This window comes from Pectobacterium aroidearum, from assembly GCF_041228105.1.
Taxonomy (GTDB): domain Bacteria; phylum Pseudomonadota; class Gammaproteobacteria; order Enterobacterales; family Enterobacteriaceae; genus Pectobacterium; species Pectobacterium aroidearum.
In genome coordinates, this window is the sequence record NZ_CP166097.1 from 2,740,156 (window position 1) to 2,756,773 (window position 16,618).

Below are 16,618 nucleotides of genomic sequence, written 5' to 3' on the forward strand. Positions count from 1 at the left end.
GGGAATTAACAGGAATTACGTTATGGATTTGAATAATCGCCTGACCGAAGACGAAGCATTGGAACAGGCCTACGACATCTTTTTGGAACTCGCGGCGGACAATCTCGATCCGGCAGATATTCTGCTGTTCAACCTGCAATTTGAAGAGCGCGGCGGCGCGGAGTTATTCGACCCCGCAGAAGACTGGGCCGAACACGTTGATTTCGATCTGAACCCTGACTTCTTCGCTGAAGTGGTGATTGGGCTGGCTGAGAATGAAGGTGACGAAATTACCGATATTTTCGCCCGCGTGCTGATTTGCCGGGAAAAAGACCACAAGCTTTGTCATATTCTGTGGAAAGAATAAGCCCAGAGGAAAGAATAAGTTATCTCGCTTAAACGTAAGGCGTCCCCCGCAGGAGACGCCTTTTTTACATCCGTAACCGGTAAAACGGGTTACGGAGCTTCGACTTCTTCCACCGGTAACAATGCCTGAGGATCAACTTTCAGGCACGACACCGCGTGTGTAAAGCTCCCTTCCAGCAAGGGACGGGTTTTCGAGCACTCTGGGCCAACAACCGGACAGCGGGTGCAGAACACGCAGCCCGATGGCGGATTGATCGGTGAAGGCAAATCCCCTTCCAGCAGCTGTATCTGCTTATTGCGTTCCTGATCGGGATCGGGAATCGGCACCGCAGACATCAGCGCACGGGTGTAGGGATGCTGTGGATTTTGATAAACCTGGTCGTACGTTCCCAGCTCCACCGCATGGCCCAGATACATCACCAACACGCGATCGGAAATGTGCTTCACCACCGATAAATCATGCGCGATAAAAATCAGCGACAGGCGCATTTCACGCTGCAACTGACGCAACAGGTTAACGACCTGTGCCTGAATCGACACGTCCAGCGCGGAAACCGGCTCGTCGCAGATAATCAGCTTCGGTTCCAGAATCAGCGCACGCGCGATCCCGATACGCTGACACTGCCCGCCGGAGAATTCATGCGGATAACGGTTGATCAGGTTCGGCAACAGCCCAACCTTCAGCATCATCGCTTTCACGCGATCTTTTACCGTCTGCCGATCCAGTTCAGGATGATAAACCTTTAACGGCTCCGCAATAATCTCACCGATGGTCATACGCGGATTCAGCGACGCCAGCGGATCCTGGAATATCATCTGAATATCGCTACGCGCCGCACGCCATTGATCGTCGCTCATACCCAGCAGGTCTTTCCCCAGCCAGGTCACTCGCCCGTCGGTCGCTTTTACCAGACCGATAATGGCACGCGCCAGCGTAGACTTACCGCAGCCGGATTCCCCTACCACGCCCAGCGTTTCGCCTTCATATAAGCGCAGCGTCACGCCATCGACCGCTTTCAGTTTTTTCGGCGGCTGCCAGAACCACTGTTTATCATCTCTGACATCAAAGTGGACTTTCAGATCGTCCACTTCTAACAACACCTTTTTCTCGTCCGCGTTGTTCATACCACCTCCTCAATCGCTCTAAAGCAGGCGCGCAAGCGGCCATCACCAAAAGATTCCAGCGCAGGTGCGCTATGGCAGACATCCATTGAATACGGACAGCGCGGTTGGAATGGGCACCCTTTCGGCAGACGTAATAAGTTCGGTGGATTACCCGGAATGGTCGCTAATACTTCATCCTCTGCATCCAGACGCGGCACGGCATTAAGCAGGCCGACAGAATACGGATGACTCGGATGATAAAAGACATCGCGGGCAGCGCCGTATTCCATGGTACGTCCAGCGTACATCACCAGTACTTTGTCACAAATACCAGCAACGACGCCCAGGTCATGGGTGATCATGATAATGGCAGTATTAAACTCGCGCTTCAGCTCGTTCAACAGCGTCATAATTTGCGCCTGAACCGTCACATCCAGTGCTGTTGTCGGTTCATCGGCAATCAGCAGCTTTGGACGACACAGCAGCGCCATCGCGATCATCACGCGCTGACGCATCCCACCGGAAAATTCATGCGGATACATCTTCATACGCTTACGCGCTTCCGGCATTTTGACCGCATCCAGCATTTTGACCGACTCTTCAAACGCTTCGCTTTTACTCAGATGCTTGTGCAGCATCAGTACTTCCATCAGCTGTTCACCGACGCGCATGTAAGGGTTCAGCGAGGTCATCGGATCCTGGAAAATCATACTGATTTCTTCAGCACGTAGCTTATTCAGTTGGCTTTCAGGCAGGTTGAGAATTTCTTTACCACGAAAACGGGCGGAGCCGCCAATGCGGCCATTGCGTGCCAACAACCCCATCAGCGCAAACGCGGTTTGTGATTTACCGGAACCAGATTCTCCGACAATTCCCAGCGTCTCACCGGCGTTGAGCGTGAAATTCAGGTCGTTAACCGCCGTTACATCGCCATCCTGCGTTTTGAACGTTACCCGGAGATCCTGAACATGTAGCAGCGCGTCGTGCGCGCCAGTTAACTCAATCTTGCTCATGTTAATACTCCTCAGCGATCTTTCGGGTCGAGGGCATCACGCAGGCCATCGCCGATAAAGTTAAAACAAAACAGCGTGACAACCAGAAACGCCGCCGGATAGAACAGTAACCACGGCGACACTTCCATTGAGTTTGCACCATCATTCAGTAAGGCGCCCCAGCTGCTTAACGGCTCCTGCGTACCCAGCCCCAGGAAGCTCAGGAAGGATTCAAACAGAATCATGCTTGGCACCAGTAATGAGGCGTAAACCACCACCACACCCAGCACGTTAGGCACAACGTGGCGCAATACGATACCGCGAGTGGAAACACCGGACACCATCGCCGCTTCAATGAACTCTTTACGTTTCAGACTCAGCGTTTGACCGCGCACGATACGCGCCATATCCAGCCAGGACACCATACCGATAGCCACGAAGATCAACAGCATGTTCTGCCCGAAGAACGTTACCAGCAGAATCACGAAGAACATGAACGGGAATGAGTTGAGGATCTCCAGCAAACGCATCATCACTGAATCCACTTTCCCACCCAGATAGCCGGACATCGCGCCATACAGCGTTCCGACAATCACCGCGACCAGCGCCGCCGCCACGCCGACCATCAGCGAGACGCGGCCACCGATGGCAACACGAACCAGCAGGTCACGGCCAGATGAGTCCGTACCAAAATAGTGCCCGGACGTCATATCCGGCGCGGCTGACATCATTCCCCAGTCCGTATCGGCATAGTCAAATGCGGACAGCATCGGGGCGAAAATCACAAACACGGTAATGACAGCCAAAACAAACAAGCTGGCCAGCGCGGCACGGTTATGGATAAAGCGCAGGCGCGCATCCTGCCACAGGCTACGCCCTTCAATTTCTGTCTGCTCGGTGAAGTTCTCTAACGCTTCAACGTTTTTTCGATTCCAAAACATAGCGCCCCCAATTAATAGCGAATTTTCGGATCGATAACAGCGTAGAGCACGTCAATGATCGCATTAAAGAGAATGGTTAAGCCGCCGACCAGAATCGTCAGACTCAGTACCAGTGAGTAGTCACGGTTCAGCGCACCGTTCACGAAAAGTTGCCCAATACCCGGTAAACCAAAAATGGTTTCAATCACCATTGAGCCGGTAATAATCCCGACAAACGCCGGCCCCATGTAGGAGAGCACCGGCAGCAACGCAGGCTTTAACGCGTGGCGCAGAACGATGCGACGCATCGGCAGTCCTTTGGCGCGCGCGGTACGGATAAAGTTAGAGTGCAAAACCTCGATCATAGATCCTCGGGTAATACGCGCGATGCTGGCGATATAAGATAAAGACAGCGCCACCATCGGTAAAATCATGTATTTGGGCGCCCCGCCGTTCCAGCCACCGCCGGGCAACCAACGCAGCGTAATGGCAAAAATCAGCACCAATAACGGTGCGACGACAAAGCTGGGAATCACCACCCCCGTCATGGCAAAGCCCATCACGGTATAATCCCATTTCGTATTCTGATTCAGTGCGGCGATCACGCCAGCACTCACACCAAAAACAATCGCCAGAACGAATGCCGCGAACCCCAATTTTGCAGAAACGGGGAAAGACGTCGCGACCAAATCGTTCACAGAATAGTCTTTGTATTTAAAAGAAGGACCGAAATCACCCTGCACCAGTTGCAGTAAATAGTTACCGTACTGCGTCAGTATTGGGTCGTTCAGATGATACTTGGCTTCAATATTCGCCATCACTTCCGGCGGTAAATTACGCTCACCGGTAAAAGGGCTGCCGGGTGCCAATCGCATCATAAAGAACGAGATGGTGATCAGGATAAATAGTGTTGGAATCGCCTCTAAACAGCGGCGAAGAATAAATTTTAACATTGCTCGTACCTATAAAAGGCTGGCAGCACAACCGCGTGCGGCCAGCCATTATTATTAGTGCTTGATGATATAAAGATCTTTCACGTAAACATTATCCTGAGGATCGTTGCCCGTTAATCCACCAACATAAGGTTTCACCAGTCGGGTATTCGCATAGTAATAAACTGGGATGGTGACAGCGTCTTTATCCAGCTGTGATTCAGCCTGCTGATAAATCGCGGCGCGCTCCTCGTCGGTTTTCACCTGCAGGGATTTCGCCACCAGTGCATCAAACTCTTTGCTCTTATAGTGCGAGGTGTTACTGCTGCTGTCAGACAGCATGCTATTCAGGAAGGTTGAAGGTTCGTTATAGTCCGCACACCATCCGGCGCGTGCGACATCATAGGTCCCCTGATGACGGGTGCTGAGGAAGGTTTTCCATTCCTGATTTTCCAGCTTAACATCCACACCGATATTCTGTTTCCAGATAGAGGCAGCCGCGATCGCCATCTTCTTATGCAGATCGGATGTGTTGTACAGCAGGCTCAGCGTCAGCGGTTTTTCCGCGGTATAACCCGCTTCTGCCAACAGTTTTTTCGCTTCTTCGTTACGTTTCGCCTGTGGCCAGGTGAACCACTCTGGCACTGACGCTTTCAGGCCATCAATATACGGTGGTACAAAACCATAGGCAGGAATATCGCCCTGATTTTTCACCTTGTTGGTCAGAATATCCTGGCTCAGACCCAGACGCAGTGCGGTACGTACGCGTACATCGTTAAACGGCGGCTTCTGGTTGTTAACTTCGTAGTAGTAAGTACACAGATACGGGTTAACCTTCACTTCATCCGGGATTTCTTTCTTCAGCTTTTGGAAGAGTTCGATTGGCAGGTTGTTGTACGTCATGTCGATTTCACCGCTGCGGTAGCGGTTAACGTCCGTCACTTCAGACGCAATCGGCAAATACGTCACCTGATTAATCACAGTATGGGCGTTGTCCCAATATTGCGGGTTACGCTCCAGCACCATTTTTTCGTTTACGACCCAGCTTTTCAGCTTGTAGGCACCATTACCAACCCAGTTTTGCGGCTGCGTCCATTTTTCACCGAATTTTTCAACCACGGCTTTATTGATTGGGGACATCGCAACATAAACAGGCAGTTTATAGAAGTAAGGTACGGCTTCAGAAAGCGTGACTTCAAACGTATGATCGTCAATCGCTTTCACGCCCAGCGTATCCGGAGATTTTTTGCCGGCGATGATGTCATCGATATTCAGCAGATGACCGTATTGCAGATAGCTGGCGTAAGGCGATGCTGTTTTTGGATCGGCCAGACGCTGCCAGCTGTAGACGAAATCTTGTGCGGTAACTGGCTCACCATTGGACCATTTAGCATCTTTACGCAGGTGGAATGTCCACACTTTAAAATCTTTGTTATCCCAGCTTTCCGCTACGCCTGGGCTGGTTTTGCCGTTAACGTCGGAAATGACCAGTCCTTCCAGCAGATCGCGCGACACGTTGGATTCCGGCACGCCTTCGATTTTATGCGGGTCAAGGGAGGAAACTTCAGCGCCGTTATTACGAACCAGCTCTTGTTTTTCTGCTAACTGCACGCCAGCGGGAACGGTCGCGGCAAAAGCAGAAACAGCCATCGTGCTACTCAATGCCGCGATAATAGCGGCCGCTACTCTTTTTTTAGTTGTGATGTGTGTCATTATTTTCTCCTGTAATGTTGCCGTGTTAGTTATCCCAGCACGATTCCTGAATTAGAGCCTTATGAAAAAACGATTAATCGATTCGACTCACGACCCATTCCCACATAGCAGGAATGGGTAACCAGAGATTAAACACCAAATTAATCGTTGCTCGCTCACTTCATTTGCATCAAACCGTAAACAGCGCGGATTAATGCTTAATGATATAGAGATCCTTCACCCGTATATTATCCAAAGGATCCTTGCCGGTAATGCCGCCGACATAAGGTTTTATCAGCCTGGCGTTCGCGTAGTAATAAACCGGCACGATCGCCGCATCTTTATCCAACTGCGATTCGGCCTGCTGATAAACTTGTGCACGTTCATCGTCCGTTTTCGCCTGAACAGCCTGCTCCATCAGCTTGTCGAACGCCGCGCTCTTATAATGTGCGGTGTTGTTACTGCTGTCTGACAGCATACTATTCAGGAACGATGTCGGTTCGTTATAGTCCGCACACCATCCGGCACGCGCAACGTCATAATTGCCTTGATGACGCGTGCTGAGATAGGTTTTCCACTCCTGATTTTCCAACTTCGCGTCAACGCCCAGATTTTGTTTCCAGATCGAGGCCGCCGCGATCGCCATCTTTTTATGCAAATCAGACGAGTTATAAAGCAAATTAAACGTTAGCGGCTTCTCTGCGGTATAACCCGCTTCCGCCAGCAGTTTTTTCGCTTCTTCATTACGTTTCGCCTGCGGCCAGGTAAACCACTCTGGCGTATGCGCTTTCAGGCCGTCCGTAAAGGGAGGAATATAGCCATAGGCAGGAATATCACCCTGATTTTTAACTTTATTGGTCAATATGTCTTGATCCAGCCCCATGCGCAGAGCGGTACGCACCCGTACATCGTTAAATGGCGGTTTCTGATTATTGATTTCGTAATAATAAGTGCAGAGGTAGGGATTGATGTTAACTTCTTGTGGGATTTCTTTTTTTAGCTTCTGAAATAGCTCAATGGGTAGTTTGTTGTTGGTGACATCAATTTCACCCGCGCGATAGCGGTTAACATCCGTGACTTCAGAAGCAATCGGCAAATAGGTGACCTGATTAATCACCGTCTTGGCGTTATCCCAATATTGGCTATTACGCTCCAACACAAGCCGTTCATTCACGACCCAGGATTTAAGACGGTAAGCACCATTTCCTACCCAGTTTTCAGGCTGAGTCCATTTATCACCAAATTTCTCCACCGTCGCTTTATTGACCGGAGACATCGATGAGTGATTCAGCAATTTATAAAAGTACGGGATTGGCTCGCTTAATGTCACTTCCAGCGTATGGTCGTCGAGCGCTTTTACGCCTAACGTATCAGGAGATTTCTTGCTGGCGATAATGTCATCAATATTCAGCAGATGACCATATTGCAAATAGCTGGCATAAGGAGAAACGGTTTTCGGATCGGCCAGACGCTGCCAGCTATAAACGAAATCTTGCGCGGTAACCGGTTCGCCATTTGACCACTTGGCGTCTTTACGTAAATGGAATGTCCAGACTTTAAAATCGCTGCTTTCCCATCGCTCAGCCACGCCAGGAATCGGGTGTCCGTCAGGATCGGAAATCACCAGCCCTTCATATAAATCGCGTGCGACGTTGGATTCCGGTACACCTTCTATTTTATGCGGATCCAGTGATGACACCTCGGCGCCATTGTTTCTCACCAGAACCTGCTCTTTCGCCAGCTCAACACCGGCAGGTACATTAGCAGCCTGAACATTCACGCATGACGCCATCACTGCGGCAGCAATCATACTGGTAACAAAGCATCGTTTTGTTTTGCGAATTTTCACTTTATAAACGCCCCTGTCTTGATACCACGCCATACCGGACTCTATGCGCAAAAATCGCTGTTACATAGAGCAGAAAAGAATGCCCATTATCCAAATAAATCATAAAATTAATTTATGGGTAAATAACGAATAACAGGCAGAAACTCGAAGCTATCAAAAGCGGACACATTCGCCAATATTTTTACATTGATGTTGCTTAATTTTCTTTACGACGGTCGGATAAAGGCTTTAATGCAACAGAACAACGAAATCATTAACCTTATGATAAACAATGTTTTTTATTTTAATTTGCACGTATTTTTTAAAAATTCAGCAATTTATAGATTTTGCGCAAAAAAACATCGTAGTGGGTTTCATCATTTTCACAGAACAAAAATGATGATGCATGCTTACCTGTCCGCGTCATTGCCTGACAGAAATGTTATTATTTTAACAATTACATTACTCATCTTGCCCAACAATGGTCTCCTATCTCTAGGCTTATAGGCTCCATGCAAAATAACTAACCCGATTAAGATATAAGCACTGTTTATACGAACACGTTTTATACGAACAGGTCATCCCCAGTACACAAACAAATCGTCCCTGGCATTTCTCACGACAATACTTCACCTCAGCGCCGGCCGTTTATTCCTTACCGATCCATTTTAGGTAGAGAAACCGTTGATTTTATCTAGTTAATGATATTCGTTATCACCTACAGCCTGCTGAATGGTGTCAGCATCAATAAAAATAGATATTGATCACAAAAAAGGCACCCACAAATAGGTATGCTCATTCCATACCGTAACAAGCACGTAAATCCTCTTAATTTTGATGTGTTTTCAAAACAATATTTCAAAAATTTACGATATCGGCGGTTACAGTATTTTAAAAAGCAGAAATCGCGCCACAACGGTGACTGACAAGCTCTTTGAGTCAATTAATGCGAAATAGGCAGAAAAGAATAGCCAGGTAACGGAAACGTCCCCCGCTCGTTTATCTATACTGTTCTATTCGGCGAACAATTGACTGAAAGAGTTTAACATTTATCAGGAGAGCATTATGGCCGTAACCAACGTTGCTGAACTTAACGCACTGGTCGAAAGAGTGAGAAAGGCACAGCAGGAATTTGCCACTTACACTCAGGAACAAGTGGACAAGATCTTCCGCGCTGCTGCACTCGCTGCATCGGATGCGCGTATTCCGCTAGCAAAAATGGCGGTTGCCGAATCCGGTATGGGGATCGTGGAAGATAAAGTCATCAAAAACCACTTCGCCTCTGAATACATTTATAACGCCTATCAGGATGAAAAAACCTGCGGCGTCCTCTCAACTGATGACACTTTTGGTACGATTACCATTGCAGAGCCTATTGGCCTGATTTGCGGTATTGTTCCCACCACCAACCCCACTTCTACCGCGATTTTTAAAGCGCTGATCAGCCTGAAGACCCGTAACGGGATTATCTTCTCTCCGCATCCGCGTGCAAAAAATGCGACCAATAAAGCCGCAGACATTGTTCTGCAAGCTGCGATTGCAGCAGGTGCGCCGAAAGATATCATCGGCTGGATCGATCAGCCTTCCGTTGAATTGTCCAACCAGCTTATGCACCATCCTGATATCAACCTGATTCTGGCTACCGGTGGCCCAGGTATGGTGAAGGCCGCGTACAGTTCCGGTAAACCCGCAATCGGCGTAGGTGCAGGTAACACGCCGGTTGTCGTTGACGAAACCGCAGATATCAAACGTGCCGTTGCTTCTATTCTGATGTCGAAAACTTTCGATAACGGCGTAATTTGTGCGTCAGAGCAATCAGTCATCGTCGTAGACAGCGTCTATGACGCCGTGCGTGAACGTTTTGCTACCCACGGCGGCTACATGCTGAAAGGCAAAGAACTGCATGCCGTACAGGGTATTTTGCTGAAGAACGGTTCACTGAATGCTGACATCGTGGGTCAACCCGCACCGAAGATCGCAGAAATGGCGAGCATCACCGTCCCTGCCAACACCAAAGTGCTGATCGGTGAAGTCACCGCGGTCGATGAGTCCGAACCATTTGCTCATGAAAAACTGTCTCCGACGCTGGCGATGTACCGTGCGAAAGACTTCAACGACGCCGTTATTAAAGCGGAAAAACTGGTCGCAATGGGTGGTATCGGTCACACATCCTGCCTGTATACCGATCAGGACAATCAGCCTGAGCGCGTAAATCACTTCGGCAATATGATGAAAACCGCGCGTATCCTGATTAACACACCTGCGTCTCAGGGGGGTATCGGCGATCTCTACAACTTCAAACTCGCCCCGTCTCTGACGCTGGGCTGTGGCTCATGGGGCGGAAACTCCATCTCCGAAAACGTCGGTCCGAAGCATTTGATCAACAAGAAAACGGTAGCCAAGCGAGCAGAGAATATGTTGTGGCATAAACTTCCTAAATCCATCTATTTCCGTCGCGGCTCACTGCCCATCGCGCTTGAAGAAGTGGCCTCCGATGGTGCAAAACGCGCCTTTATCGTAACTGACCGCTTCCTGTTCAATAATGGCTATGTCGATCAAGTGACATCTGTATTGAAACAGCACGGACTGGAAACCGAAGTGTTCTTTGAAGTTGAAGCTGACCCAACGCTGAGCATCGTGCGTAAAGGCGCCGAGCAAATGCACTCCTTCAAACCGGATGTGATCATTGCGCTGGGTGGTGGTTCACCAATGGATGCGGCGAAAATCATGTGGGTGATGTATGAACACCCTACGACACACTTCGAAGAGCTGGCGCTACGTTTCATGGATATTCGTAAACGTATCTACAAGTTCCCGAAAATGGGCGTCAAAGCCAAAATGGTGGCCATTACCACCACCTCCGGTACGGGTTCAGAAGTGACGCCGTTTGCCGTGGTGACCGACGATGCAACCGGACAGAAATATCCGTTAGCGGACTATGCGCTGACGCCAGATATGGCGATTGTTGATGCCAATCTGGTGATGAACATGCCGAAATCACTGTGTGCGTTTGGTGGACTCGATGCGGTAACACACTCACTGGAAGCCTATGTTTCCGTACTGGCAAACGAATATTCAGACGGACAGGCGTTGCAAGCGCTGAAACTGCTGAAGGAGAACCTGCCAGACAGTTACCGCGACGGGGCGAAAAACCCGGTTGCCCGTGAGCGCGTGCATAACGCCGCGACGATTGCCGGTATCGCGTTTGCCAACGCCTTCCTCGGTGTCTGCCACTCCATGGCGCATAAGCTGGGCTCTGAATTCCATATCCCGCACGGCCTGGCTAACGCCCTGCTGATCTCAAACGTGATTCGTTATAACGCGAACGATAACCCGACCAAGCAAACGACGTTCAGCCAGTATGACCGTCCGCAGGCTCGCCGTCGCTACGCGGAAATAGCCGACCACCTGCGCTTGACCGCACCAAGCGATCGTACCGCGCAGAAAATCGAGAAATTGCTGAACTGGCTGGAAGAAATGAAGACTGAGCTGGGGATCCCCACCTCGATTCGTGAAGCTGGCGTACAGGAAGCCGATTTCCTGGCTAAGGTAGATAAGCTGTCAGAAGATGCATTCGACGATCAGTGTACCGGGGCTAACCCACGCTATCCGCTGATTTCCGAACTGAAACAGATTCTGCTGGATACTTACTATGGTCGTAAGTTCTCTGAAGAGGCGAAAGCAGAAGTGGTTGAGCCTGTAGCAAAAGCCGCTAAAACCGGTAAGAAAGCTGCACATTAAGGTTCAGACCGCAACCGCCTAGTTCTCTATAAGGCGCGTTATCTCACTGTACTGCCCAACCCTAAACGGTTGGGCATTTTTATTACTCACGCACATCAATACGCCGTGTATTACTCGTCCGCCAGTCGGATATTTAACCGTCTTACTCACTTTCCTTACGGGTTAATCCCAGCGCAATTTTATAATGTTTACGACACACGGAAACATAGCTCTCATTGCCGCCAATAACAACCTGCTCCCCTTCGTGGACGGCATTACCTTGCGCATCTAATCGCAATACGCAGTTAGCTTTACGGCCACAATGGCAGACCGTTTTTAACTCAATCAGCTTATCTGCCCATGCTAATAAATAGTGACTCCCGGAAAACAAATCACCGCGAAAATCAGTACGCAACCCGTAGCACAATACCGGGATGTCTAATTGGTCCACAACATCGGAAAGCTCACTCACCTGCTCGCGGGTTAAAAATTGACATTCATCAATTAATACACAATCTACGGGCTGAGCTCGGTGCTCTTTCTCCAGCAATCCAAATAAGGATGTCTGCGGATTAAACAATAATGCCGGAGAAGAAAGGCCGATTCGTGAACTTACAACCCCCACACCGTGCCGATTATCTATTTCAGCAGTGAACACCAGCGTACGCATCCCGCGCTCCTGGTAGTTATATGATGACTGCAATAGCGCCGTCGATTTCCCTGCATTCATTGCAGAATAATAAAAATAAAGTTGGGCCACTCAGCTACTCCAAAAGGCAGGCTATATACTCGTCATACTTCAAGTTGCATGTGCGTTGGCTACATTCACTCACCCGAATCACTTACCTGTGTAAGCAGATCGGGATTAAATGAGAGGCATCCTGTCTCTCACCGGACGCCAGCCGTTGGCTGGTTAAATTCGTTCCCGACGAATTTGTCCTTCCCTTGCCACCTTCCTGAAACTCGAATTATTTGGAGTATATGATCTTCGTGTCGTAAAAACTTATTGTAACAACTCGTCTTCACGCTGTGCAATGGGCTATTCCCAGACCATATTTTGTCCATATGCCCACCAGCGGCGGCCTGTTACGATAAAAGATATAAACATTCCTTATAACAACGACGCGGCATCAATAAGCCATTCTCTGTCGTTTGAGAGAGAAAAACGGTATACCAAATGTATTTTTTTGATAACAGGAAAGTATTTATATTTATGTAACATACGATGTGAGTTCTGTTTTAAAAATGAGGTTTTTTAACAAACTTACAAATTTGACTATTGCAGAAAGGAAAATAGCACTCTATTATCACACTACACGCCACCAATAATATTAATTTGAGATTATCACAATGAGCGAAGCACTAAAGATTCTTAACAACATCCGTACTCTGCGTGCCCAGGCAAGAGAATGTACCCTGGATACTTTGGAAGAAATGCTGGAAAAACTGGAAGTCGTGGTTAATGAACGCCGCGAAGAAGATAGCCAGGTTCAGGCTGAAGTTGAAGAACGTGCGCGTAAATTGCAGCAATATCGCGATATGCTGATTGCCGACGGTATTGACCCTAACGAATTATTACAGTCTTTAGGTTCAGTGAAAGTTGCAGGTAAAAGCAAACGCGCTGCCCGTCCGGCAAAATATCAATACACTGACGAAAACGGCGAAGTTAAAACCTGGACTGGCCAGGGTCGTACACCGGCAGTAATCAAGAAAGCAATCGAAGAGCAAGGTAAATCTTTAGACGATTTCCTGCTGTAATTGTTTATAAGTACTGAATACTAAAAAAACCCCCGATGACTATCGGGGGTTTTTCTTTGGTAACACGTTTTGCAAAGAGAAAACAGATATGTCGCCGTTTTTAGCTGCTCTCTGTTTTTGTAAACAGAGAGCAATCATTACATTCTGTTATTTTTCTTCTGCTTCAATCGTTTCCTGCAGCCATTGCGCAAATTCCTGACCTAAACCGTCATGGCGCAAACCATATTCCACGAATGCCTGCATATAGCCTAATTTATTACCACAGTCATGGCTCACGCCTTTCAGGTGATAGGCTTCTACCGTCTCTTTTTCCATCAACATTGCGATGGCATCGGTTAACTGAATTTCATTGCCAGCGCCCGGTGGTGTTTTCTCCAGCAGGGACCAAATATCCGCAGAGAGTACATAACGGCCAACGACGGCTAAATTAGACGGCGCCTCGGAGGCTTTCGGTTTTTCAACCACGCCCACCATAGGTGCACTATCCCCTGCTTTTAATTCCACTCCTTTGCAATCAACCACGCCATAGCTGCTTACATTTTCAACCGGCTCGACCATAATCTGGCTGTGACCTGTAGTAGAAAAACGTTGCAACATTTCGCTCAGGTTATCTTTCTTCAGATCGGACGCATATTCATCAATAATCACATCAGGCAGAATAACTGCGACGGGTTCATCTCCCACTAATGGGTGCGCGCACAATACGGCATGGCCCAGCCCTTTAGCTAATCCCTGACGCACTTGCATAATGGTGACGTGTTTAGGACAGATAGATTGAACTTCTTCCAACAGCTGACGTTTAACGCGTTTTTCTAGTATGGCTTCCAGCTCAAAACTGGTATCGAAATGGTTTTCGATAGAATTCTTAGAAGAGTGTGTAACCAGAATAATTTCATTAATCCCTGCAGCGATACACTCATTAACAACATATTGGATCAGCGGTTTATCTACCAACGGCAACATTTCTTTAGGAATGGCTTTGGTGGCAGGCAGCATACGCGTCCCTAATCCAGCAACCGGTATGACCGCTTTTTTTACTTTTTTATTCACAATAGACATAAACAGCCTCTTATATACCGCTCAAATAATGAACTTTATTTATCTAATCAAGATAACCGAAAGAGTATAACGACTTTAACAAGAGTACGCTTGTCCCAACATTACTACTCAATAAAAATAAGATAACTCCCTACATAGTAGGGAATAAAAAATAATACCGAAAGATGGGTATGGCCCTAAATCCGTACCGCCCTGCGCTATCGGACTATTCTGCCGTCAACATAAGCCGTAATCGACCACCGCCACCCCATATCTGACATTGCCACGCTTCACACTGATAATTCAGTTGATTGAGATAAGCGCCTTCAAGCGTGCCTAAAGGGATACCGCTATTTAGGGCTATCTGCTGTTCGTTAACATTCAGCGTCGCGTTTAGCCCAGCAGAAATCAGTATCAGTTGTTTTAACTGTCGATGGTAATACCCCACCAGCAAAGGAAAACGTCCATCCAGACTCGCCTGACGCAGCAACTGATTGACCTGCTTTAATAGCGTCGGCAGATACGGCAAACGGTGTTGCTGATCGGCTAAATGCTCCTGAAGCAGCCCATTGAACAACGTTCGCAGCAGTAAGGCTGCAAGCGTACCATTGTTATTGACACCCTGAGTGACATCCAGGCAATAGAACGCCAACTCCGTCTCCGAAAGTGCGGCAATATCCAACACCAGTCCAGGATGTTCCGCTGCCGTCAATTGGCGGTAGTTAACACGGCAATGAGCGAGTGTTTGTTGCACGGGAGGCTGTAGCTGGGCAAGCAGTTTGGTGACTGCTTCAGGTGATTGATTGAGGGAATCCATGTCCTGCATCAGTTGATCCATCTCATTCAGCTGTGAAGTGAACATATCAGGATACAAGCAGGACATTACGGCTTCACGCAAGCGGGCATAATCACGAATCGGTTTCAGCAACACATCCTGAACACCAAGACGCAAGACTTTGGCAATGTCCGCCATCTGGCTGGTTGCAGAAATAATCAGTATCGGCGTATCGTTATCTTTCAAACGCAGGCGTTCAAGAAACTCAATGCCTCCCATCGTCGGCATCTTCAGGTCGCAAATCATTAAATCGGGTTGATAGTGTTCGAGAATACTTAGCGCATCTAATCCATTAATCGCTTCCTGAACTGAAGCCCCAAGAGAAGTCAGATAACCAGCGAGCACAGATCGAAAAACGGCCTCGTCATCAATGACTAAAATATGCTTACCCGCTAGTGGTTGTTCCATCAGTACCCCTTACTTCAAACCCCGAATAATCACACCTGCTTTAGCGCTAACATGCCAGATAGACGGCATACTTACGCATTTTTAACGACATGTGCTCTCAACAACATGCGCTCTTTACACCATGACGTTCTTCGTTACGCTTCTTTTGCGAACGGCAACAATTCATCACGCATCTTTTCTACTGCCTTATAGCCCGCTTCAATCGCTTCCTGTGCGCGATGAAAATCCAAGGTCGCGATCTGAGGACAATACGGTTGCAGCAGTACATCAGGCGGATCACCTGCCATCCGGGTCATCTTCAACCGATTTTCCAGAATCTGGATCGATGTGCTCATGATCTCCATCGCCGTTGGCGAACTTTCTGTTGGCTGGCGGCGGCCTCGCAGTAAACGTTCACGAATTCTGCTACGCCAATCTTGCGGGACATTTTCCGCATCAATGTCCGACTCTGTCGGTTTTATCGACAGCAAATTCTGGTGATTCAGACTGGCATCGTGCTGGAGATCAACCGCAATCACTATGTCAGCGCCCATAGCCCGTGCCAGAGAAACAGGAACAGGGTTAACTACCGCGCCATCCACCAGCCAGTAATCGTTAAACCGAACGGGGGATAGCAGGCCAGGCATGCTGCAAGATGCGCGCATAGCCTGATGTAAATCGCCTTCTGTCAGCCAGAGCTCACGCCCTGTACTCAGATTTGTCGTCACCACGCCATATTTGATATCACAGTCTTCAATCTGTGTTGTCGGGAGCAAATGCTTCACACTATTGAAGACACGATCGCCGCGCAATAAGCTTCCGCGCTGCCAGGAGAGATCCATCAGTCGAATCACGTCCCAATAGCCAAACGCCCTCACCCAGCGATCCATTGAGGCTAAATTGTTGGTGGCATACGCCGCCCCAACCAGCGCGCCGATAGAACAACCGGCTACAACATCAACCGCAATCCCCATTTCTGTTAACGCATTAAACACACCAATATGCGCCCATCCCTTCGCTGCCCCGGATCCCAAGGCGACTCCAATTTTTTTCCGCTGCATGATCGA

13 protein-coding genes are annotated in these 16,618 nt (G+C 48.6%); 3 read left to right on the forward strand and 10 right to left on the reverse strand.

What is annotated here, in order from left to right:
- The first annotated feature begins 22 nt into the window (after window positions 1-22).
- On the forward strand, window positions 23-346 hold the full coding sequence (locus AB8809_RS12590) for an HI1450 family dsDNA-mimic protein (RefSeq protein WP_015840224.1): 324 nt from the start codon (window positions 23-25) through the stop codon (window positions 344-346).
- Window positions 347-435: 89 nt separating this feature from the next.
- On the opposite strand, the gene oppF is transcribed toward AB8809_RS12590, so the two are convergent.
- The 6 genes from oppF to oppA (AB8809_RS12620) form a co-directional block, all read right to left on the reverse strand.
- A complete protein-coding gene (gene oppF, locus AB8809_RS12595; protein ID WP_349856705.1) occupies window positions 436-1,470 on the reverse strand; it encodes a murein tripeptide/oligopeptide ABC transporter ATP binding protein OppF in 1,035 nt (344 codons plus the stop codon).
- Entirely contained in the window at window positions 1,467-2,462 is a 996-nt protein-coding gene (locus AB8809_RS12600) for an ABC transporter ATP-binding protein (RefSeq protein ID WP_015840222.1), read from the reverse strand. Before AB8809_RS12600 ends, oppF begins: the two co-directional genes overlap by 4 nt.
- An 11-nt stretch (window positions 2,463-2,473) precedes the next feature.
- Entirely contained in the window at window positions 2,474-3,382 is a 909-nt protein-coding gene (oppC, locus tag AB8809_RS12605; protein ID WP_015840221.1) for an oligopeptide ABC transporter permease OppC, read from the reverse strand.
- Between the two features lie 11 nt (window positions 3,383-3,393).
- Window positions 3,394-4,314 (reverse strand): oligopeptide ABC transporter permease OppB, encoded by a 921-nt coding sequence (gene oppB, locus AB8809_RS12610; protein WP_349856706.1) that lies wholly within the window; start codon window positions 4,312-4,314, stop codon window positions 3,394-3,396.
- A gap of 54 nt (window positions 4,315-4,368) precedes the next feature.
- Complete coding sequence (oppA, locus tag AB8809_RS12615; protein WP_180776838.1) at window positions 4,369-6,006, reverse strand: oligopeptide ABC transporter substrate-binding protein OppA; 1,638 nt, start codon at window positions 6,004-6,006, stop codon at window positions 4,369-4,371.
- A gap of 190 nt (window positions 6,007-6,196) precedes the next feature.
- The gene (oppA, locus tag AB8809_RS12620) at window positions 6,197-7,795 is read right to left on the reverse strand and encodes an oligopeptide ABC transporter substrate-binding protein OppA (protein WP_230856964.1); all 1,599 of its coding nucleotides are present in this window, start codon (window positions 7,793-7,795) and stop codon (window positions 6,197-6,199) included.
- Between the two features lie 1,083 nt (window positions 7,796-8,878).
- On the opposite strand from oppA (AB8809_RS12620), the gene adhE reads away from it, so the two are divergent.
- The gene (adhE, locus tag AB8809_RS12625; RefSeq protein WP_349856707.1) at window positions 8,879-11,554 is read left to right on the forward strand and encodes a bifunctional acetaldehyde-CoA/alcohol dehydrogenase; all 2,676 of its coding nucleotides are present in this window, start codon (window positions 8,879-8,881) and stop codon (window positions 11,552-11,554) included.
- Window positions 11,555-11,696: 142 nt separating this feature from the next.
- On the opposite strand, the gene AB8809_RS12630 is transcribed toward adhE, so the two are convergent.
- The gene (locus AB8809_RS12630) at window positions 11,697-12,293 is read right to left on the reverse strand and encodes a thymidine kinase (RefSeq protein ID WP_039489539.1); all 597 of its coding nucleotides are present in this window, start codon (window positions 12,291-12,293) and stop codon (window positions 11,697-11,699) included.
- A 590-nt stretch (window positions 12,294-12,883) separates the two neighbouring features.
- Between AB8809_RS12630 and hns the strand changes: the two genes are divergently transcribed.
- Window positions 12,884-13,291 carry a histone-like nucleoid-structuring protein H-NS gene (hns, locus tag AB8809_RS12635; protein WP_015840215.1) on the forward strand — a complete coding sequence of 136 codons (408 nt, stop codon included), beginning with the start codon at window positions 12,884-12,886 and terminating at the stop codon, window positions 13,289-13,291.
- 147 nt (window positions 13,292-13,438) lie between these two features.
- Here hns and galU read toward each other — a convergent pair whose 3' ends face one another.
- The 3 genes from galU to rssA form a co-directional block, all read right to left on the reverse strand.
- Window positions 13,439-14,350, reverse strand: a complete 912-nt coding sequence (gene galU / locus AB8809_RS12640) for a UTP--glucose-1-phosphate uridylyltransferase GalU (RefSeq protein WP_015840214.1) — start codon at window positions 14,348-14,350, stop codon at window positions 13,439-13,441.
- A 205-nt stretch (window positions 14,351-14,555) separates the two neighbouring features.
- On the reverse strand, window positions 14,556-15,572 hold the full coding sequence (gene rssB, locus AB8809_RS12645) for a two-component system response regulator RssB (RefSeq protein WP_015840213.1): 1,017 nt from the start codon (window positions 15,570-15,572) through the stop codon (window positions 14,556-14,558).
- Between the two features lie 134 nt (window positions 15,573-15,706).
- Window positions 15,707-16,612 carry a patatin-like phospholipase RssA gene (gene rssA / locus AB8809_RS12650; RefSeq protein ID WP_349856708.1) on the reverse strand — a complete coding sequence of 302 codons (906 nt, stop codon included), beginning with the start codon at window positions 16,610-16,612 and terminating at the stop codon, window positions 15,707-15,709.
- Window positions 16,613-16,618 lie beyond the last annotated feature (6 nt).